Raw genomic sequence first — 18,469 nt, 5'->3', positions numbered from 1 at the left:
ATTTTAATCCGCTAGAAGTAGCAATATCGCTTATTCTTGTTCTTCGAATTTATCTTCAATCAGATGGCAAATTGCTTCTAATGAGGATTCTGCATCGTCACCGTTTGCTGAAATGGTAACGTACTGTCCTTGCGCTGATTCCAGCATAAGTAATCCCATTACACTATCCGCTGTTGCTTCTTTTCCTTCTTGATTTTGAATGGAGATAATAGCAGAGAAGGACTGAGCAAGTTCAACGAGTTTCATTGCAGCTCGTGCATGTAAGCCAAGTCTATTTTGAATTAAGACAGTACGGTTAGCTTGCGACATAAGAAAGGGTCCTACTGATTTTTTTCCAATGAGGTATGACGAATTTGTACTTGATGACCGTTAGCGATAAAGTGCTCGCCAATTTTTTGAGTCAAATAGACTGAACGATGTTTGCCCCCAGTACAGCCAATAGCGACCGTAAGGTAGCTGCGGTTATTGGTTTCTAAGGCATCCAGCCAATGCTCGAAAAAGTTCTGGATCTGCAGCTTCATATCGACAACATCTTGATGACTTTCTAAAAAGGTTTGTACTGGAGTATCAAGTCCAGTGAAGACTCTTAACTCTGGTTCCCAGTGAGGGTTGGGTAAAAAACGGACATCAAAAACATAATCTGCATCGCTTGGTAGGCCATATTTGAAACCAAACGATTGAAACACCATGACGAGCTCTTTACGTTCTCGGCCTTCTACTCGGGTTCTAACCATTTCACTCAGGTCATGGATAGATTTATCTGTTGTATTGATCAGAAGATCTGCATGTTCACGCAGAGCTGTTAGTAGCGAACATTCCAATTCAATTGCTTGATCTAAAGAAAGACGACTATCGGAGATGGTGAGAGGGTGAATGCGTCGGGTTTCGCTGTAGCGTTTGAGTAATGTTTCTTTGCTTGCATCGATAAATAAGACATTAACATCGTTACTGTCTTTTAACTCACCAAGTGTCTGCTGAATATGCTCTGGGTCTTTAGGTAGATTTCGAATATCGATACTAACGGCCACATTTTGCTTGCCGTTTTGAATAGATTGAATAAATGGGTCGAGTAAACTGACAGGTAAATTATCGACACAATAGTAACCAAGATCTTCTAAGACACGTAATGCAACGCTCTTTCCAGCTCCAGATTGACCACTGACGACGATAACACGCATAATTTAATCTCAACTAATTTGGTTGACCGAGCATTATATTATACAAGCTTTCATCGCTTTCTGCTTTGCGTAGCGCTTTTAGTACTTGCTTATCATTGAGTCTTTCTGCCATCAGAGACAACGTCTTTAGGTGTTCCTGACATTGATCTTCTGGGACTAAAAGAGCAAATAGAATATCAATAGGTCGATGATCGATAGCATCGAAATCGATAGGTTCTTCGCATTGAATGAGAACCGCAACGGCATTATCTAGTGATGTCATCCGAGCATGAGGAATCGCAATACCATTACCAATTCCTGTTGTCCCTACTTTTTCACGTGACAGCATACATTCAAACAGATCATGAGAACTTAACCCTGAGTACTGAGCTGCTATTTCACTGATGATTTCTAGGGCTCTTTTTTTACTTGAACATTGGACTCCACTTTTGGTGCAGTCCAATGCTAATACATCACTTAATTGCATAATTAATGGTTACTTAACTTTTCTTTATGTTTATTGAGTTGGCGAACCAATTTATCCACCAAACTATCAATCGCTGCGTACATATTTTCGTTATCAGCTGTCGCATGAATCTCACCACTATTTACGTGAAGAGTTGCTTCTGCTATTTGCTGATTTTTTTCGACCTTAAGGATAACCTGAACACTGTTAATATGCTCAAAAAAACGTTCAAGCTTGTTGAATTTTGTTCTGACATATTCTTGCATCGAGTCGGTAAGATCAATGTGATGGCCACTAATATTAATTTGCATAGACGTTCCTTCTCTCTTCTTTAGTGATTAAAGTAGACGTTTTCGCTGACTAGATGGGGCAATTCCCAAGGATTCACGATATTTAGCAATGGTTCTTCGGGCAACTTGGATCCCTTGTTCAGCGAGCAGTGCTGCAATTTTACTGTCACTAAGTGGTTTAGCTAAGCTTTCTGAAGCGACTAATTTTTTAATTAGTGCTCGAATTGCAGTCGATGAACATTCTCCGCCATTATCAGTGCTTACATGGCTAGAGAAAAAGTATTTAAGTTCGAATATTCCCCTAGGGGTATGCATATATTTTTGAGTGGTAACCCGCGATATGGTCGATTCATGCATCTCTACTGCTAATGCAACATCATTTAGTACCATTGGCTTCATCGCTTCTTCGCCTTGTTCAAAGAATTCTCTTTGATGCTCTACAATACATTTGGCGACTTTTAGTAAGGTTTCATTGCGGCTTTCTAAGCTTTTAATCAGCCATTTGGCTTCTTGTAAATTCGTTCGGATATAAGAGCTATCAGCGCTATTTCCGCGGCCTAATTCAGCATATTGTTGATTGATTTTTAACTTTGGAATGCTATCAGGGTTGATTGTCACGACCCATTTGCCGAGATCTTTGTAGACTGAAACATCAGGGACGACATATTCCGCGTGATCGGTATTGATATCGCTACCTGGTCGAGGGTTTAACTCTTGGATAAGTTGCATTGCATTGCGCAGCTCATCCTCTTTGAGTTTTGTCTCTTTTAAGATGATTTTGTAATCACGATTTCCGAGCTGATCAATATAGTCACTCAAGACTAACTTAGCTTCTTTAAGCCATGGAGTCTCTTCAGGATACGTAGCAAGTTGAAGTAGGAGGCAGTCTTGCAAGTTAATAGAAGCCACACCTAAAGGATCAAATTGCTGAATCCGTTTGCGAACAGCTTCAATTTCATCGAGTTCAATCTCTTCGGCTTCACTGTTGCTATTAACACTTTCAAGCAGCTCTTCAAGAGATTGATTTAGGTAACCATAGTCATCAACTGCATCTATGATGGCGAGTGCTATCATATGATCGATTTCAGTGAACGGTGTTAGGTCGAGTTGCCATAGTAAGTAATCATACAAAGACTGAGTTGTTTCACCTTGATATACCGGTAAATCATCATCGCTGGCAATGCCAGTACTGCCTGTATTGGCGCTGTAAACATCTTCCCAGGTCGTATCGATTTCTAGCTCGGCGCTAATTTCTGATTTTTCAATAACTTCAGAACTATCTTGGGTATCTACTTCAACGACTTCAACGGTCGGTTCTTTTTCTGGTTTGGCTTCGTTCTGAGCATTTTCCGCTTGCACGAGTTCTTCAAACGCTTCTTCAACATCGAGAAGAGGGTTTGATTCCAATGCTTCTTGAATCTCTTGTTGGAGATCAAGCGTAGAAAGCTGCAGCAAGCGAATGGCTTGTTGCAGCTGCGGTGTCATCGCTAACTGTTGACCTAACTTAAGTTGTAATGACGCTTTCATTCGGTATAAGTTACCTTTTCGTTCTTAAATTGAGCTTCTATTTAATTTAATCATAGACGGAATTGTTCGCCGAGATAAACTTGTTTCACATGTTCATTGTTTAGCACTGCCTCTGGTGTGCCTTCTGCAATAAGTTGCCCTTGGCTCACGATATAGGCTTTTTCACAGACATCTAAGGTTTCTCTTACATTGTGGTCAGTGATTAATACCCCCAAACCACGATCCCGTAAATGCTCGATAATCTTTTTGATATCGATGACCGATATGGGGTCGACGCCCGCAAAGGGTTCGTCAAGTAAAATAAACTGCGGATTGGCGGCTAAAGCACGAGCAATCTCAACTCGGCGGCGCTCCCCTCCAGATAATGCCATACCTGCACTCTTGCGGATGTGCTGGATATGAAACTCTTCGAGTAATTCTTCCAGTTTATCTTGGCGCTGCTCTCGAGTGATTTCATCACGAGTTTGTAGTACTGCCATGATATTATCTTCCACAGATAATTTGCGAAAGATGGATGCTTCTTGAGGTAAGTAGCCAATCCCCATCCTAGCACGACTGTGCATAGGTAGGATACTGATGTCTTCGTCGTCGATGGTTATCGTGCCTTCATCTCGAGCAACTAGACCAACAATCATATAAAACGACGTGGTTTTCCCAGCGCCGTTTGGACCCAATAGGCCCACAATTTGTCCCGAATTTACTTCCAGGCTAACGTCAGAAACGACTTTACGTTTTTTGTAGCTCTTAGCTAAGTGTTGTGCTCTAAGTATGGACATAACGAATTATTATTTTTCCGCATTAGGGTGGAAGACGGTCGATACACGTTGGTTTTTATCACTGTCAGCGATTAAAGTTTGTTCGGCTATTTTATAGCGAATTTTAGAACTTTTAATCACACTGTCTTCTTGAGATAACTTAGCGCTCTCTATCATGGTGAGTGTTTCGTCTGACATTTTATATAGCAGCTGCTTTGCTTCACCGTATAGCGTGTCACCCTCGTCAGTTTCTTGGGAAAACGTTGACAGGTTACCATAACCTTGAATTTCATTGACATTGCCCGTTTCAGAATCTCGAATAACGATGATTTTATCCGCTTTGATATTGATTGAGCCTTGAGTCAATGTCACGTTACCTAGAAATGTGACTTGGTTACTTTTCAGGTTCAAGCGTTGGCTATCCGAATCGATGTAGACAGGCTGATCAGAATCGGTGGTAAGCGCAGAAGCCGAATTGGATAGGGCTAAAACAGCAAATAAACTAAGGTATGAGATTTTCATATACACCCTGCACATGGTTATAAAGTTCCGCCTCTTGAGCGTTGAAGTTGCCTTTTAATGCATGACTAAAGTTTTCAAATTGAGGCCCTTTAGTGACGACATCATTATCTGTCCAGAAATCATTGGTTCCGAGGTGAATGCTTAACTTTTCAGTCTTTAGCGTATCGAAACTGGCACCTTCTAACATATTTTCTGCAACGACATCATCATAGAGCGTTAACACTTGGTCTTTAGCTAGAATGCCACGCTTTGATGTAATCTTCCATTCAACCAAAGTCCCTTCTCGGTAAACAAACAATATTGGAGCATCAAACGTTGTATTACCACTGGTCGAATAATATTCCAGACTTGTGGATTTAATTTGATAGTTTCGAATACCAAGAGGATCGTAAGTGGTATTGCTAAGTTCACTACCACTAAATGCAGGTAATTCAATATCCGGTGTTACTTGGATGTCCACTTGGCTGTTGTCTGCATTTATATAGTAGATTAACCATCCTGATATTCCTATCAAGACGATATAAAGGTAGCGCGAAAAGGTCATATACTTAAACCTTTGTGCATCTCTAACTCTCCACGAGCTTGTAATATAAGATCGCACACTTCCCTTACTGCACCTCTGCCACCCAACGTTTGAGTGACATAATTGGCTTTTTTAGCGAGTAAAGGGTGACCATCCGCTACGCAAACTTTTAACGCAACTTTTTCCATCACCGGCCAATCAATCATATCATCGCCGATATATGCGGTGTGTTCTGGAGCGATATTAAGTTGCTGACAAATATCAGCATAGGCTTGGAGTTTATTGTCTTGGCCTTGATAAATTAATGAGATACCGAGTGCGGTCATTCTGTTTTCAACAATGGCTGATTGACGCCCGGTAATGATCGCAACATTAATGTCAGCGCTCATAAGTGCTTTGACGCCGTAGCCATCTCGGGTATGGAATGTTTTTAGCTCTTCACCATTGTTTCCCATGTAAATCAAACCATCGGAAAATACGCCATCAACATCGCATATCAGTAGCTTAATTTTGCTGGCTATAGAGAAAATAGCGTTGTCGACAGGACCATACAAAGTATCAATTAACATTACATTACTCCTGCTTTTAATAGATCATGCATGTTGAGAGCACCAACTAGATGTCCATTATCATCGGTCAGCATTAAGCCATTAATCCGCTTATTTTGCATTAAATTCAACCCTTCGACAGCCAAAAGGTTAGGCGACGATACGGTTGGGTTACGTGTCATGACATCTTCGATGTACGCGGTGTGAATATCGATACGCTTGTCCAAAATGCGACGTAAGTCTCCATCAGTAAAAATACCTAGTAGAGCGTCATTTTCATCAACAATTGCAGTCATCCCCAAACCTTTTTGGCTGATTTCAAGCAAGGCGTCTCGGATAAAAGCTTTTGGGCTGACTTTTGGCAGCTCGTTTTCTTTATGCATAATATCGGAAAGGAGTAACAATAGCTTCCGACCTAACGCGCCACCGGGATGAGAAAGAGCAAAGTCGTCTTTGGTAAATCCACGTGCTTGTAATAGCGCAATCGCTAACGCATCACCCATCACTAAAGTCGCTGTTGAGCTTGTGGTTGGCGCTAAGCCTAAAGGGCAGGCTTCTTCAGGTATCGTGATTTGTAAATGGATATTAGCCAGAGTCGCCATGTTGGAATTCGGATTACCTGTCATGGCAATGATAGGAATCGAGCGCCTTTTTAAAACAGGATACAGCGGAAGAATCTCTGATGATTCCCCTGAATAGGAGATAGCAAGTACCACGTCGCCTTCAGATATCATACCTAAATCGCCATGTGACGCTTCACCAGGATGAACAAAAAAAGAAGGCGTACCCGTACTGGCGAGCGTTGCCGCTAATTTATTACCAATATGGCCAGACTTTCCTACGCCCATGACGATGACTTTGCTTCGGGTTTTATTCAGGATGAGATCGCATGCGCGATCAAAATCCTCATTAATGTAGCTCTCTAGTTGTTGTAGTCCGGCAATCTCAGTTGCTAGAACCTGTTTACCAGTAAGACAAAAATCAAAATCGTTCGACATTAACGTACTCCGAAACGCTGTATTAAGCGGTCATGTTGAAAAATAAAAAAGCTTGATAGCAGACAAAAGAAGCAAATAACAAGAAGCCTTCAACGCGATTAACGCGACGTGCTTTTCCTAGAGCCATAGGAACCAATATGAGCGATAGGGCTAGCATAATCCAATAGTCTCTTTCCATCGCATGAGGACTGATGATAGATGGATTAAGTAATCCCGGTATTCCCATGACAGCTAATATATTGAAGACATTTGAACCAATAATATTACCAAGCGCCATATCATCTTCGCCTTTTAGTACACCAGCGAGTGACGCTGCTAACTCAGGCAAACTCGTACCTATCGCAATGATTGTTAAACCAATAACTAGGTCGCTCATACCGAAATATTTGGCTATGACAACGGCGTTTTCTACTAACATGTTAGCTGAAAGTGGTAAGAGAATTAGTCCAAGAATAAGCCAAAAAGTTGCACTTTTATTACTTACCCCTTCAGGTATTTCTGATTCTTGTTCCTCTAGCATTATATCGTCTTTATGGTTCTCTTTACGGCTGATGTATATCATGGTGATGATAAATAACGCGAAAAGAACAAAAAGAACGATACCATCAAATTGACTTAAGGTGCTGTCCCACAAAATAGCACCAGCAACCACGGTGACGATGAGCATAAGAGGCAGTTCGCGGCGTAATATTCCCGAACTCACTGATAACGGTTTAATGATGGCCGTTATCCCTAAAATAAGCGCGATATTGGCAATGTTGGAACCAATGACATTACCAACGGCTGTATCTGTTTTTCCGGCAAGCGCTGCCGTTGCTGATACCATCATTTCAGGGGCAGAAGAGCCCATAGCGAGGATCGTCATACCAATAATTAAAGGAGAAATTCCTACATTTCTAGCTAAGGCAGCTGCGCCATATACCAGTTTATCTGCACTCCAGACGAGTAAGATGAGTCCAATAATGAGAAAAATAACAGTTTCAAGCATGACAATTCCTAATCCATGTTAGTGATAAATAATATAGCTAACCATTTTTACTTTTAGCAAAGTAAAAATGGAACAGTAGAACGGACAGCGAAGTAACCGTGCTTATGAGGGCAAATAATCACCTATTGTAAGCAAGTGTTACGGTTTACTCGTTCTAATTAATCAAAATTGGTGGATAAAAGGCGCGCTATAATATCACTATTCCTCAGATACCGCGAAAAAATGTTTATATTTTACGGTTGTTTATATTACCTAATCGAACAGTGCTTTTAATTTCGTCAAATTGTGCCTATGATTAATGATTCATTATTTTATTTATGTATTTGGTCGTGACTATGTCTGATTCAGATCTTGTTACCATTAACAACCTTACGTTTTCACGTTCTCAACGTGCAATCTTCGATGGCATCACATTGCGAGTTCCCAAAGGAAAGGTGACTGCGATTATGGGGCCATCGGGCACGGGAAAAACTACGCTCTTGCGATTGATCGGTGGTCAGTTGCTTCCCGAAGAGGGCGAAATTTGGTTTGATGGTGAAAATATCCCCAAGCTCAACCGTAATGCTTTGTACCAAGCACGAAAAAAAATGAGCATGTTGTTTCAATCGGGTGCACTTTTTACGGATATCAGTGTCTTTGATAATGTGGCGTTTCCATTACGAGAGCATACGGATCTAACGGAAGACCTGATTCATACCTTGGTATTGTTGAAGTTAGAAGCAGTCGGATTGCGTGGTGCAGCGCAATTAATGCCTAGTGAACTATCGGGAGGAATGGCACGTCGAGCAGCATTGGCTCGCTCTATTGCTCTCGATCCAGGCTTAATTATGTACGATGAGCCCTTTGCTGGCCAAGATCCTATGACAATGGGGGTATTGGTGCAATTGATTCGCAACTTGAATCATGCGCTTGATCTTACCTCTATTGTGGTATCGCATGATGTACCTGAAGTGATGAGTATTGCTGATTGGGTTTATATTTTGGCTGATGGTAAAGTTATTGCAGAAGGCACTCCGGAACAGTTACGAGAAAACAGCGATCCTAAAGTGATGCAGTTTCTTCGTGGTGAAGCTGATGGTCCAGTACCATTTCGTTATCCAGCAGAACCAATAGAAAAGGATTTATTCCATGTTGAATAATATGGCCGAATGGGTTGCCGGTTTAGGTCATCGTGCGATGAGTATTTGCGAAGCCTTTGGTCGTGCCAGTTTGATGCTATTTGGTGCTTTAGTAGGACGTCCTCAACCAATAAAGAATTTTCCTTTGTTGGTTAAGCAACTTTATAGCGTTGGAGTTCAATCGTTAGCCATTATCCTTGTTTCAGGTTTATTCATCGGCATGGTTTTAAGCTTGCAAGGATACGTTATTTTAATCGATTACGGTGCAGAAGGAAGCTTGGGACAAATGGTATCACTCTCACTATTGCGAGAGCTTGGTCCTGTGGTTACGGCTTTACTGTTTGCTGGTCGAGCGGGCTCTGCACTAACCGCAGAAATCGGCTTAATGAAAGCGACGGAGCAAATTTCCAGCTTAGAAATGATGGCAATAGATCCTCTTAAAAGAGTCATCGCTCCTCGTTTTTGGGCTGGTGTTATTTCACTTCCTTTACTCGCGATGATCTTTATGGCGGTAGGTATCTGGGGAGGACAATTAGTTGGCGTTGAGTGGAAAGGTATCGATCACGGTAGCTTTTGGGCAACCATGCAATCTTCCGTGGAGTTAGGGCGTGATATTGGCAATAGTGCAATTAAATGTATCGTTTTCGCCTTAACAATTACTTGGATTGCACTCTTTAATGGGTATGATTCCGTTCCGACTTCTGAAGGCATTAGTCGTGCAACGACAAAAACCGTAGTTCATTCTTCTTTAGCTGTACTGGGATTGGACTTTATTCTTACTGCACTGATGTTTGGGAATTAGTCATGCAACAAACACGAAAAATTGAACTGTTAGTGGGTAGTTTTATCCTTGCTGGAATTTGCGCAATTCTGGTAATGATTTTTCAAGTCGCTGATGTAACAGGGTTAGGATCGAGTGATACTTATCGTCTTACTGCAAAATTTGACAATATTGGAACCTTGAAAGAAAAGGCCCCCGTCAAAGTGGGTGGTGTTGTCGTAGGTCGAGTCACCGATATTAAATTAGACGAGGCGTCATTGCAGCCGGTTGTCACATTAGACATTGAATCTCGCTATGACCAATTTCCAGAGAATTCAAGCCTGAAGATCCTGACAGCAGGTTTGATTGGTGAGCAATACTTAGGTTTAGAGCCCGGCTTTGTTTGGGAAGATGATAACGCAATGTTAGTTGATGGTAATCAGATTGAAGATACTCAATCAGCGCTTGTAATTGAAGATCTTATCGGTCAATTCCTCTATCGTGATGGCGACTCAGATGAATAGTAATAAATAGGTAAAGTGAGTAATAAATGATGAAAATGTTTAATCAAATTAGAATGTGTTTTTTAGTGCTAGCGACACTGATGTTTTCGTTTCAGGTGTCATCTGAGGAGATTGATAGTAGTAATCCGTACCAGTTAATTACTCAAGTTGCGGAGAATACATTTGCTCGCCTAAAAGCAGAACAGCCAAAGATTCAGCAAGACCATGATTATTTAAAAGTGGTCGTTGAAGATGAACTGATGCCTTATGTTAACTCTCAATATACGGCATTGAAGCTATTGGGTTCGAACTTAAAAGGCGCTAAGAAGGACGACGTTAAAGAGTTCATTAAAGCATTTCGTGGCTATTTGGTGACAAACTATGCACAAATATTAGCTCAGTACACAGATCAAGAATTGCGCTTTGGGCCAGAAACACCGATTGGACCAGAGGATAGAATTGCAAGTGCAAAAGTTACCATTTTAGATGCGCCTTCTTCGAACATTAATATCGAATTTAAGTTACGCAAAAATAAATCCAATCAATGGCAAGCCTATGACATGATTGCTGAGGGAATTAGTTTACTATCCGCAAAACAATCAGAGTGGAATGGTAAAATTCGTCAAGATGGAATCTTATCTGTTGCAAAGGAACTCGAGGCTATTGCTAAGCAACCGATTAACTATAAAGGTAAAGCTTAATGAGTCATGGACAATGGGACGTAACAAAGTCAGGGGTTATAGAGTTATCAGGTGATTTAGATCGAGATTCTACATCCAACTTATGGCTTGTTATACAACAATGGAAACCGACCGAAAATGCGGTTTCTGTCTCATTAGAAAAGGTCAATCGAGTAGATTCCGCAGGAATGGTGTTGTTAATCCACTTAATAGAGCATGCAAAAAATAATAACTGTCATATAATGTTCGACTTCGTGCCAGCTAAGCTGCGTACATTATTTCAATTGAGCAACGTTGAAAGTATCGTTGCTCAACACTTAAAGAATGAATCAGGAGCCGATTTTGGATAGCGCCCAAGTACAACAGATATTAAACGACGCACTTTCCCTCCAAGAAATTCATGTTAAAGGTGAAAACAGTCATTACGAAGTTGTAGCGATTGACACCTGCTTTGAATCGATGAGCCGAGTTAAAAAACAACAACTAATTTACACCCCTCTGATGGAGTACATCAAACGCAATGATATCCATGCGGTATCGATTAAAGCATTCACGCCAGATGAATGGGCGCGTGATAAAAAACTGATGTCACTGTAAGGGTAAATAAGTTGATGGAAAAGTTTCGCATAATAGGTTCTAACGCTCCTCTTACGGGGGAAGTGACAATTTCTGGGGCAAAGAATGCCGCACTCCCAATCCTTTTTGCCGCTATTTTGGCCGAAGGCCCCGTTGAAGTGAGCAATGTTCCTCACCTTCGCGATATTGATACTACCATGGAGCTTTTGCAGCGTTTGGGCGCAAAAGTATCTCGTAATGGCTGTGTTAATGTTGATGCCGGACCTATAAATGAATTTTGTGCTCCTTACGATTTAGTGAAAACAATGCGTGCATCGATTTGGGCACTTGGTCCATTGGTGGCAAGATTTGGTCAAGGGCAAGTATCTTTACCTGGTGGTTGTGCAATTGGAGCTCGCCCTGTGGATCTACATATCCATGGTCTAGAGCAGCTTGGCGCTACGATTACGCTGGAAGATGGCTATGTAAAAGCCAACGTTGATGGTCGCTTAAAAGGCGCTCATATTGTCATGGATAAAGTGAGTGTTGGCGCAACGATTACGATCATGTGTGCAGCAACCTTAGCCGAAGGTGAAACGGTGATTGATAACGCGGCTCGAGAGCCAGAAATTGTCGATACCGCTCTATTTTTGAATGCTATCGGTGCAAAAATTACCGGTATGGGCAGTGATACTATTCGTATCGAAGGTGTTGAGCGTCTATCAGGTGGTAAGCACAGTGTTGTTGCCGATCGTATCGAAACCGGGACGTTTTTAGTGGCTGCTGCTGTCTCTGGTGGTCGTATCAAATGTAACAATACTAACGCGCATTTACTCGAAGCTGTGTTGGCCAAGTTAGAAGAAGCTGGCGCAAACGTCGAAGTCGGTGATGATTGGATTTCACTGGATATGACAGACCGAGAGCTAAAAGCTGTATCTATTCGTACTGCTCCTCATCCGGGTTTCCCAACCGATATGCAAGCTCAATTTACTTTGCTGAACATGATGGCAAAAGGTGGTGGCGTGATTACTGAAACGATTTTTGAGAATCGTTTCATGCATGTTCCTGAACTTATGCGTATGGGAGCGAAAGCCGAAGTTGAAGGGAATACGGTAATTTGTGGTGATGTGACATCCTTAAGCGGTGCCGAAGTTATGGCGACAGACTTAAGGGCCTCTGCAAGTTTAGTTATTGCAGGGTGCATTGCTGAAGGTGAGACCATTGTAGACCGTATCTATCATATTGATCGTGGTTATGACCGGATTGAAGCGAAATTGACAGCACTAGGTGTCAATATTGAGCGTTATCAATCGGCTTAACTTCATTAGATAGTATTGCTTAGCCGAAACAGTGGTTTCGGCTTTTTTATTCGATTTTTTGTTTGTGTATGGTAGGTGCGAAGCCTACTTTCAGATTGTTGGAGAACAATATGGTTGCTCTATTTCGACTAATAATGGTTGCTGTGTTAGGAACTTTATTGTTCGTATTCGGTTGTATCTATTGCTTATTTAGTCCTCGAAATCCTAAAAATGTTTACATCATCGGTCGTCTATTTAGCAAAATGGCTCCGGTATTGGGGATTAAGCTTGAACTGAGAATGCCTGAAGGAGCTTTAGAGCGTGGTCAGCACGTATATATCGCAAACCACCAAAATAACTGGGATTTATTTACCGTATCAGGAGCAGTAACACCTAATGTGGTTACAGTAGGAAAGAAGAGTTTGGTTTGGATGCCTCTTTTCGGTCAAATTTATTGGATTACTGGAAACATTCTGATCGATCGTGAAAATAAAGCCAAAGCGAAAGGCACTATCGATCAGGTTATCAAGTCAATGAAAGAGAGCGCGGTGTCTATCTGGATGTTTCCTGAAGGAACACGTTCACGGGGACGAGGGCTATTGCCGTTTAAAACCGGCGCGTTTCATACTGCCATTGGTGCTAAGTTTCCTATCATTCCGATTGTTTGTAGCTCAACGGGTCACCTAAAGTTTAACAAATGGAATAATGGACACGTGATCGTGGAAATTCTTGATCCCGTTGATATTTCGCAGTATGAGCGTGAGAATGTGCGTAAGCTAGCGACTCATTGTCGAAATATTATGAAAGAGAAATTAGCCGAACTTGATGAAGAAGTCGCGCAACGTAATAAACAGTAGTTTACGAAGCTAAAAATTGAAAAAAGGCTGAAGAGTGATCTTCAGCCTTTTTTGTTATTCGAGCGAGCTAATTATTTTCTAACCGCAATTGCTTCGATTTCGATACCGACATCTTTAGGTAAACGAGCAACTTCGACACATGAGCGAGCAGGGTAGTTCGCAACCTTGTGCTCATCAAAGAACTTGCCATAAGCCTCGTTTACGGTTGCAAAGTCGTTTAAGTCTTTAACAAATACCGTCATTTTTACGATGTCTGAAACTGTAAGGCCAGAAGATTCTACTACCGCTTTTACGTTATCTAAGGATTGACGAGCTTGGACAGCGATATCAGCAGAAACCTCACCGGTGACTGGGTTTACAGGGATTTGACCTGAAGTCATTACCATATTTCCCAGATCAACACCTTGAACGTAAGGACCAATAGCGGCTGGCGCGGATTCTGTGTGAAGTACTTTAGTCATTGTTGTTATTTCCATTTTCTACAGTAAATATAAGACTTATCAGTTTGCTCTTATTCTTTAAATTGGTAAAGAGTCTGTGCATATCTATTTGTTTATTATTACAATTTAATCAACCGGTTAAAAATCTAACTGGTGAACAAAATTAATCACGCTCGGTAACAATCTCACGAGAAAATACTTTTTCACAGTATTTGCATTTGAGGCGAATAATCTCTTTATTCTCGATAACATTAAAGCTTGTTTCAACAGGTTCATTGTGTGAAATACAGTTGCTGTTCGGGCAAGCAAAGACATTGTTCACTTGTTCTGGAAGCGACAAAGCCAACTTCTTCACCACTTCATAGTTTTCGATTTGGTTGACCGTTGCATTCGGAGCGTAAAGTGCCAGCTTGTTTGCTTGGCTTTCATTGATAAACACATTTTCAATCTTGAGCAAATCTTTCGCACCCAACGCTGACGATGGAAGGTTTAAGCCAATCGTGACACGCTGCTGTGAATTATGCATGTCAAACAGCTTTAAAACCTTGATGCCAATATGAGCAGGAATATGGTCGATAACCGTGCCATTTTTGATTGCTTCTACCTGCAATTGAGTTTCTTTATTCATCTCTTTTCTCCTCGACTACAGTGTTTCGTTTAACACAAGGGCTAATAAGGCTTCACGAGCATAAACACCATTTTCGGCCTGTTGGAAGAAATAGGCATGCGGTGTTTTATCAACATCTACTGTAATTTCATCGACTCGAGGAAGTGGGTGAAGGACTTTCATATTGCTTCGAGCGTTGGTTAGGTGTGAAGCTCGTAGAATGTAGGCCGACTTAATGTGCGCATATTCTGACTCGTCAAAGCGCTCTTTTTGAACTCGAGTCATATAGAGAACATCCAATTCAGGGATAACTTCTTCTATTTCCGTGTGGGTGCTGTATTGAATGCCAGCCTCGTTTAATTCTTCAAGAATATAATCTGGCATGGCGAGCGCTTCAGGTGCAACGAAGAAGAATTTAACATTACTGAACTTGGCCAACGCTTGTGTTAATGAATGCACGGTGCGGCCATATTTTAAGTCACCAATAAACGCGACATTGAGGTTATCTAAACGCTCTTGAGTTTCGGCAATAGAGAAGAGATCAAGCAACGTCTGTGTCGGGTGTTGGTTGGCACCGTCGCCAGCATTGATGACCGGAGTTCCATTGGAAAATTCTGATGCTAAACGAGCTGCACCTTCTTGAGGATGACGCATAACAAACGCATCAACGTATGAAGAGATGACTTGAACTGAATCGGCAAGTGTTTCCCCTTTTTTTGCTAATGAGGTGTTTCCATCATTATCAAACCCGATAACATTGCCACCAATACGCTGAATAGCCGTTTCAAAGGATAAACGGGTCCGTGTAGAAGGTTCAAAAAAGCAACTTGCGATGACCTTATCTTTTATTAGTTCTGGCATCTGCTTAGCTTTTAGTTTTCCCGCTGTTTCTACAATCAATTCCAACTCTTCGCGAGTCAGTTCTGAAATTGAAATGATGTGCTTTTTGTAGAGCGAATTCGCCATGTTCATCTTCCCTATCGTTTCTGACAGCCATAAAAAAGCCCCCCAACCAAGGGAGGCTTAAAATCTATTATTTTAGGGAAACTAGCTCACCCGGTAAGATGAATTGCTTACCATGATGCCATTGCCGTATTACTACAATGTTGACGCTCATGTTGTTCCCCTTTGACAAATTGCTGGGAATTATACGCCTTACAGTGAACAGCGCAAGCGATTGCGCTTCGCTTTTTCTGCAAGCTATTTATCTGCTTTTAGGCACCAAGTGTCGCAACCATAATCGCTTTGATTGTATGCATCCGGTTTTCCGCTTCATCGAAGACGATGGAGTGAGCGGATTCAAACACTTCTTCAGTAACTTCTAAGCCTTTCATCCCGTATTTGTCTGCGATCTCTTTACCCAATGTGGTTTCATCATTATGGAACGCAGGCAAGCAGTGCATAAACTTAACTTTTGGATTTCCAGTCTGCTTAATCACATCCATATTGATTTGGTATGGTGTCATCAGAGCAACACGTTCATCCCATGCTTCTGCCGCTTCACCCATGGATACCCATACATCGGTATAAAGGAAATCACACCCTTTCACACCTTGAGCGACATCTTCTGTCAGTGTAATGGTTGCGCCAGTTGTTTTTGCGATGGCTTGGCATTGCGCGACTAATTCTTCTTCAGGCCAAAATGCTTTTGGTGCGATAAGGCGAATATCTAAGCCCATTTTCGCAGCACCTACCATTAAAGAGTTGCCCATGTTGTTACGAGCATCACCTAGGTAGGCAAGTTTTACTTCATGAAGGGCTTTGCCTCGGCTGTGTTCTAGGATCGTCAGAAAATCAGCCAGTATTTGAGTTGGGTGGAACTCATCGGTCAATCCGTTCCAGACTGGCACGCCTGCAAACTCACCAAGTTCTTCAACAATGCTCTGACCATAGCCACGATATTCGATACCATCGTACATCCGACCCAATACACGAGCGGTGTCTTTCATGGATTCTTTATGGCCAATTTGTGAACCTGATGGACCAAGATAAGAGACTTGAGCTCCCTGATCATGAGCCGCCACTTCAAATGCACAGCGCGTACGAGTTGATGACTTTTCAAAAATGAGTGCAATATTTTTACCTAACAGTTTCTTTTGTTCCGTACCGGCGTACTTTGCTTTTTTTAGATCGGCAGCCAAATCCAATAAAAATTGAATCTCCTTCGGCGTAAAATCAAGAAGTTTGAGAAAGTTACGGTTACGTAAATTGAAAGCCATATCTTGTTACCTAGAATCAAAAGTTAACATAAAAGTTAGAATAAAAATAAGATTGAGTAGTAAAGCATAAATCACCGATAAATGTGAATAAATATTTTCATAAAAGTGCGAGGTATAACATAATACCTCGCACTTTTTGCTTACATATTCTCTTCGGCGAATTCAGCAAGGCGACTTCGGACGACGCCATTGAGGTGAATGTTGGCACTTCCTTCAAAGTTTTTGAAGCGCTCAACCATGTAAGTGAGTCCAGAGGTGACTGGCGTTAGATAGTGAGAATCGATTTGGGCTAGATTACCCGAACAGACTATTTTTGTTCCTTCTCCACAGCGAGTAATGATGGTCTTGATTTGAGAGGCGGTAAGGTTTTGACATTCATCGAGCAATACAAACGCGTTTTGAATAGAACGTCCGCGCATAAAGTTGATCGATTTAAATTGAATATTGGCTTTGTCACAAATATATCGCATGGATCCTTCCGTGCAATGGTCGTTTTTATGCAATGCTTCAAGAGTGTCTGTTACTGCGGCTAGCCATGGCATCATCTTCTCTTCTTCTGTGCCAGGTAGGAAACCGATAGATTCGCCAATATCCGGAGTATTACGAGTGACGATCACTTTATCAAACATCTTCTTCTCAATGGTCTGCTCTAGGGCTGCTGCCATTGCCAATAACGTTTTTCCGCTACCCGCAGCGCCCGTTAGGATGACTAGGTCGATATCCGGGTCGAGAAGTGCGTCCATCGCCATCGCTTGGTATACATTTTTAGGGGTGATATCCCAAGCTCGGCGGTGCATCATTCTTTCACGGCTCATGTCTTTTAATGTGATTTTATCGCTATCGATTTCAGTAACGCGAGCGGCAAAGTCACTTTCTTCGTCAATGACATATTGATTGATAAATGTTGGGTCGAAAGGCTCTCTGTCCAAAACATGGTAGGTTTTTCCAGCTAAGCTTTTACTTTCAACATTTGTGACAGAGTTCCAAAATTCTCCGGGACGCTGTTGGAAGCCTTTCGTGAGATATTGGATGTCATCGATCAGCTGATCGCTACGATAATCCTCAACATAGCGCACGCCTGCACCTTTAGCGCGCAATCTCATATTGATGTCTTTCGTCACTAAGACGACATCTCGTGGGGAGTGAATATTTTGTAAATGAAGTACAGCGTTAAGAATTCGATTGTCTCCGGCTTTATCTGCGAACGCTTTTACGCTGTCGTCGAGCTCATAATCAGAGAAAATAGAAATGGTGCCGTCATTTAATTGGATACCTGCTGATATTTCTTCAGGTGTGACATCTTTGAAAATATCTTCCATGGCACGAATGGCAACTCGGGCGTCTCGAGCTACATCGCGCTTACTGTCTTTGATTCGGTCAAGTTCTTCGAGGACTGTCATAGGAATAATGACGTCGTGTTCTTTAAAGGAGTAGATGGCAAAAGGTTCGTGAAGGAGGATGTTGGTGTCTAGTACAAACAGTTTCCGTTCGGTATCGCCCATAAGCGTCTCCTTGCCAATAATGGCTTCAGATTAAGGAAGAGCTTGCGTCAAACAGAGTCATTGAGTGTTAGGTGCTCCCAGATGTCTCATGACTGACTGCAAAGCTATTTTGATACTCATTGTCTTACTACTTTAAAACTTAGCATGGTTTATGCC

The 18,469-nt window shown here is 41.7% G+C and carries 24 protein-coding genes; 8 read left to right on the top strand and 16 right to left on the bottom strand.

All coding sequences use genetic code 11. From position 1 onward, the window contains the following. Positions 1-30 precede the first annotated feature (30 nt). Genes ACXJY6_RS13060 through ACXJY6_RS13010 form a run of 11 tightly spaced genes read right to left on the bottom strand, consistent with a single transcriptional unit; the run spans position 31 to position 7,774 of the window. Positions 31-309: an HPr family phosphocarrier protein gene (locus ACXJY6_RS13060; protein ID WP_456051729.1), complete on the bottom strand. Its 279-nt coding sequence runs from the start codon at positions 307-309 to the stop codon at positions 31-33. An 11-nt stretch (positions 310-320) separates the two neighbouring features. Next, positions 321-1,178 carry an RNase adapter RapZ gene (gene rapZ, locus ACXJY6_RS13055; RefSeq protein ID WP_456051730.1) on the bottom strand — a complete coding sequence of 286 codons (858 nt, stop codon included), beginning with the start codon at positions 1,176-1,178 and terminating at the stop codon, positions 321-323. Positions 1,179-1,191: 13 nt separating this feature from the next. Then, positions 1,192-1,644, bottom strand: coding sequence for a PTS IIA-like nitrogen regulatory protein PtsN (ptsN, locus tag ACXJY6_RS13050; RefSeq protein WP_456051731.1), 453 nt, complete (start codon positions 1,642-1,644; stop codon positions 1,192-1,194). 2 nt (positions 1,645-1,646) lie between these two features. Further along, positions 1,647-1,934 (bottom strand): ribosome hibernation promoting factor, encoded by a 288-nt coding sequence (gene hpf / locus ACXJY6_RS13045; protein ID WP_456051732.1) that lies wholly within the window; start codon positions 1,932-1,934, stop codon positions 1,647-1,649. Positions 1,935-1,961: 27 nt separating this feature from the next. Next, positions 1,962-3,440, bottom strand: coding sequence for an RNA polymerase factor sigma-54 (locus ACXJY6_RS13040; protein WP_458768605.1), 1,479 nt, complete (start codon positions 3,438-3,440; stop codon positions 1,962-1,964). 50 nt (positions 3,441-3,490) lie between these two features. Beyond that, a complete protein-coding gene (gene lptB, locus ACXJY6_RS13035) occupies positions 3,491-4,216 on the bottom strand; it encodes an LPS export ABC transporter ATP-binding protein (RefSeq protein WP_458768604.1) in 726 nt (241 codons plus the stop codon). A gap of 9 nt (positions 4,217-4,225) precedes the next feature. Beyond that, positions 4,226-4,717 carry a lipopolysaccharide transport periplasmic protein LptA gene (gene lptA / locus ACXJY6_RS13030; RefSeq protein WP_456051735.1) on the bottom strand — a complete coding sequence of 164 codons (492 nt, stop codon included), beginning with the start codon at positions 4,715-4,717 and terminating at the stop codon, positions 4,226-4,228. Further along, positions 4,698-5,261: an LPS export ABC transporter periplasmic protein LptC gene (lptC, locus tag ACXJY6_RS13025; protein WP_456051736.1), complete on the bottom strand. Its 564-nt coding sequence runs from the start codon at positions 5,259-5,261 to the stop codon at positions 4,698-4,700. The genes lptA and lptC overlap by 20 nt, the downstream gene beginning before the upstream one ends. After that, complete coding sequence (gene kdsC, locus ACXJY6_RS13020) at positions 5,258-5,809, bottom strand: 3-deoxy-manno-octulosonate-8-phosphatase KdsC (RefSeq protein WP_456051737.1); 552 nt, start codon at positions 5,807-5,809, stop codon at positions 5,258-5,260. Before kdsC ends, lptC begins: the two co-directional genes overlap by 4 nt. Next, the gene (locus tag ACXJY6_RS13015; protein WP_458768603.1) at positions 5,809-6,786 is read right to left on the bottom strand and encodes a KpsF/GutQ family sugar-phosphate isomerase; all 978 of its coding nucleotides are present in this window, start codon (positions 6,784-6,786) and stop codon (positions 5,809-5,811) included. The genes kdsC and ACXJY6_RS13015 overlap by 1 nt, the downstream gene beginning before the upstream one ends. Before the next feature lie 22 nt (positions 6,787-6,808). Continuing rightward, positions 6,809-7,774: a calcium/sodium antiporter gene (locus tag ACXJY6_RS13010; RefSeq protein ID WP_456051739.1), complete on the bottom strand. Its 966-nt coding sequence runs from the start codon at positions 7,772-7,774 to the stop codon at positions 6,809-6,811. Between the two features lie 335 nt (positions 7,775-8,109). Between ACXJY6_RS13010 and mlaF the strand changes: the two genes are divergently transcribed. The 8 genes from mlaF to ACXJY6_RS12970 all read left to right on the top strand — a co-directional run bounded on the left by mlaF (position 8,110) and on the right by ACXJY6_RS12970 (position 13,545). After that, positions 8,110-8,913 (top strand): phospholipid ABC transporter ATP-binding protein MlaF, encoded by an 804-nt coding sequence (gene mlaF / locus ACXJY6_RS13005; RefSeq protein ID WP_458768602.1) that lies wholly within the window; start codon positions 8,110-8,112, stop codon positions 8,911-8,913. A gap of 1 nt (position 8,914) precedes the next feature. After that, positions 8,915-9,694, top strand: a complete 780-nt coding sequence (mlaE, locus tag ACXJY6_RS13000; protein WP_456051769.1) for a lipid asymmetry maintenance ABC transporter permease subunit MlaE — start codon at positions 8,915-8,917, stop codon at positions 9,692-9,694. A 2-nt stretch (positions 9,695-9,696) separates the two neighbouring features. Next, on the top strand, positions 9,697-10,176 hold the full coding sequence (gene mlaD / locus ACXJY6_RS12995; protein ID WP_456051741.1) for an outer membrane lipid asymmetry maintenance protein MlaD: 480 nt from the start codon (positions 9,697-9,699) through the stop codon (positions 10,174-10,176). Between the two features lie 53 nt (positions 10,177-10,229). Next, entirely contained in the window at positions 10,230-10,856 is a 627-nt protein-coding gene (locus ACXJY6_RS12990) for an ABC transporter substrate-binding protein (protein ID WP_456051770.1), read from the top strand. Further along, a complete protein-coding gene (locus ACXJY6_RS12985; protein WP_456051742.1) occupies positions 10,856-11,185 on the top strand; it encodes an STAS domain-containing protein in 330 nt (109 codons plus the stop codon). Before ACXJY6_RS12990 ends, ACXJY6_RS12985 begins: the two co-directional genes overlap by 1 nt. Continuing rightward, complete coding sequence (ibaG, locus tag ACXJY6_RS12980; RefSeq protein WP_456051743.1) at positions 11,178-11,432, top strand: BolA family iron metabolism protein IbaG; 255 nt, start codon at positions 11,178-11,180, stop codon at positions 11,430-11,432. Before ACXJY6_RS12985 ends, ibaG begins: the two co-directional genes overlap by 8 nt. A gap of 14 nt (positions 11,433-11,446) precedes the next feature. Next, entirely contained in the window at positions 11,447-12,709 is a 1,263-nt protein-coding gene (gene murA / locus ACXJY6_RS12975; protein ID WP_458768601.1) for a UDP-N-acetylglucosamine 1-carboxyvinyltransferase, read from the top strand. A 110-nt stretch (positions 12,710-12,819) separates the two neighbouring features. Then, positions 12,820-13,545 carry a 1-acylglycerol-3-phosphate O-acyltransferase gene (locus ACXJY6_RS12970; protein ID WP_458768600.1) on the top strand — a complete coding sequence of 242 codons (726 nt, stop codon included), beginning with the start codon at positions 12,820-12,822 and terminating at the stop codon, positions 13,543-13,545. A gap of 71 nt (positions 13,546-13,616) precedes the next feature. Here the strand turns inward: ACXJY6_RS12970 and ACXJY6_RS12965 are convergent, their stop codons facing one another. The 5 genes from ACXJY6_RS12965 to ACXJY6_RS12945 form a co-directional block, all read right to left on the bottom strand. Then, positions 13,617-14,006: a RidA family protein gene (locus ACXJY6_RS12965; RefSeq protein ID WP_456051746.1), complete on the bottom strand. Its 390-nt coding sequence runs from the start codon at positions 14,004-14,006 to the stop codon at positions 13,617-13,619. A gap of 142 nt (positions 14,007-14,148) precedes the next feature. Then, on the bottom strand, positions 14,149-14,613 hold the full coding sequence (gene pyrI, locus ACXJY6_RS12960; RefSeq protein ID WP_456051747.1) for an aspartate carbamoyltransferase regulatory subunit: 465 nt from the start codon (positions 14,611-14,613) through the stop codon (positions 14,149-14,151). A gap of 15 nt (positions 14,614-14,628) precedes the next feature. After that, positions 14,629-15,558, bottom strand: a complete 930-nt coding sequence (pyrB, locus tag ACXJY6_RS12955) for an aspartate carbamoyltransferase (protein WP_456051748.1) — start codon at positions 15,556-15,558, stop codon at positions 14,629-14,631. A gap of 248 nt (positions 15,559-15,806) precedes the next feature. Next, positions 15,807-16,811: an ornithine carbamoyltransferase gene (locus tag ACXJY6_RS12950; RefSeq protein ID WP_458768599.1), complete on the bottom strand. Its 1,005-nt coding sequence runs from the start codon at positions 16,809-16,811 to the stop codon at positions 15,807-15,809. 140 nt (positions 16,812-16,951) lie between these two features. Further along, positions 16,952-18,313, bottom strand: coding sequence for a PhoH family protein (locus tag ACXJY6_RS12945; protein ID WP_456051750.1), 1,362 nt, complete (start codon positions 18,311-18,313; stop codon positions 16,952-16,954). Positions 18,314-18,469 lie beyond the last annotated feature (156 nt).

The sequence above is a fragment of the Vibrio phycocola genome, from assembly GCF_054404255.1.
Note: the sequence above shows the minus strand (reverse complement) of the source record. Positions and strands in the feature narration are given on the sequence as shown.

Excerpts from the sequence above, each read along its gene's own strand:
- ACXJY6_RS13060 (WP_456051729.1), bottom strand. The coding sequence starts at position 309 with ATGTCGCAAGCTAACCGTACTGTCTTAATTCAAAATAGACTTGGCTTA.
- pyrB (WP_456051748.1), bottom strand. The coding sequence starts at position 15,558 with ATGGCGAATTCGCTCTACAAAAAGCACATCATTTCAATTTCAGAACTG.
- lptB (WP_458768604.1), bottom strand. The coding sequence starts at position 4,216 with ATGTCCATACTTAGAGCACAACACTTAGCTAAGAGCTACAAAAAACGT.
- ACXJY6_RS12990 (WP_456051770.1), top strand. The coding sequence starts at position 10,230 with ATGTGTTTTTTAGTGCTAGCGACACTGATGTTTTCGTTTCAGGTGTCA.
- kdsC (WP_456051737.1), bottom strand. The coding sequence starts at position 5,809 with ATGTTAATTGATACTTTGTATGGTCCTGTCGACAACGCTATTTTCTCT.
- ACXJY6_RS12950 (WP_458768599.1), bottom strand. The coding sequence starts at position 16,811 with ATGGCTTTCAATTTACGTAACCGTAACTTTCTCAAACTTCTTGATTTT.
- mlaF (WP_458768602.1), top strand. The coding sequence starts at position 8,110 with ATGTCTGATTCAGATCTTGTTACCATTAACAACCTTACGTTTTCACGT.
- ACXJY6_RS13015 (WP_458768603.1), bottom strand. The coding sequence starts at position 6,786 with ATGTCGAACGATTTTGATTTTTGTCTTACTGGTAAACAGGTTCTAGCA.
- rapZ (WP_456051730.1), bottom strand. The coding sequence starts at position 1,178 with ATGCGTGTTATCGTCGTCAGTGGTCAATCTGGAGCTGGAAAGAGCGTT.
- mlaD (WP_456051741.1), top strand. The coding sequence starts at position 9,697 with ATGCAACAAACACGAAAAATTGAACTGTTAGTGGGTAGTTTTATCCTT.
- ACXJY6_RS13040 (WP_458768605.1), bottom strand. The coding sequence starts at position 3,440 with ATGAAAGCGTCATTACAACTTAAGTTAGGTCAACAGTTAGCGATGACA.
- ACXJY6_RS12985 (WP_456051742.1), top strand. The coding sequence starts at position 10,856 with ATGAGTCATGGACAATGGGACGTAACAAAGTCAGGGGTTATAGAGTTA.
- ACXJY6_RS12965 (WP_456051746.1), bottom strand. The coding sequence starts at position 14,006 with ATGACTAAAGTACTTCACACAGAATCCGCGCCAGCCGCTATTGGTCCT.
- ACXJY6_RS12945 (WP_456051750.1), bottom strand. The coding sequence starts at position 18,313 with ATGGGCGATACCGAACGGAAACTGTTTGTACTAGACACCAACATCCTC.
- murA (WP_458768601.1), top strand. The coding sequence starts at position 11,447 with ATGGAAAAGTTTCGCATAATAGGTTCTAACGCTCCTCTTACGGGGGAA.
- ptsN (WP_456051731.1), bottom strand. The coding sequence starts at position 1,644 with ATGCAATTAAGTGATGTATTAGCATTGGACTGCACCAAAAGTGGAGTC.
- lptC (WP_456051736.1), bottom strand. The coding sequence starts at position 5,261 with ATGACCTTTTCGCGCTACCTTTATATCGTCTTGATAGGAATATCAGGA.
- ACXJY6_RS12970 (WP_458768600.1), top strand. The coding sequence starts at position 12,820 with ATGGTTGCTCTATTTCGACTAATAATGGTTGCTGTGTTAGGAACTTTA.
- ACXJY6_RS13010 (WP_456051739.1), bottom strand. The coding sequence starts at position 7,774 with ATGCTTGAAACTGTTATTTTTCTCATTATTGGACTCATCTTACTCGTC.
- hpf (WP_456051732.1), bottom strand. The coding sequence starts at position 1,934 with ATGCAAATTAATATTAGTGGCCATCACATTGATCTTACCGACTCGATG.
- lptA (WP_456051735.1), bottom strand. The coding sequence starts at position 4,717 with ATGAAAATCTCATACCTTAGTTTATTTGCTGTTTTAGCCCTATCCAAT.
- pyrI (WP_456051747.1), bottom strand. The coding sequence starts at position 14,613 with ATGAATAAAGAAACTCAATTGCAGGTAGAAGCAATCAAAAATGGCACG.
- mlaE (WP_456051769.1), top strand. The coding sequence starts at position 8,915 with ATGGCCGAATGGGTTGCCGGTTTAGGTCATCGTGCGATGAGTATTTGC.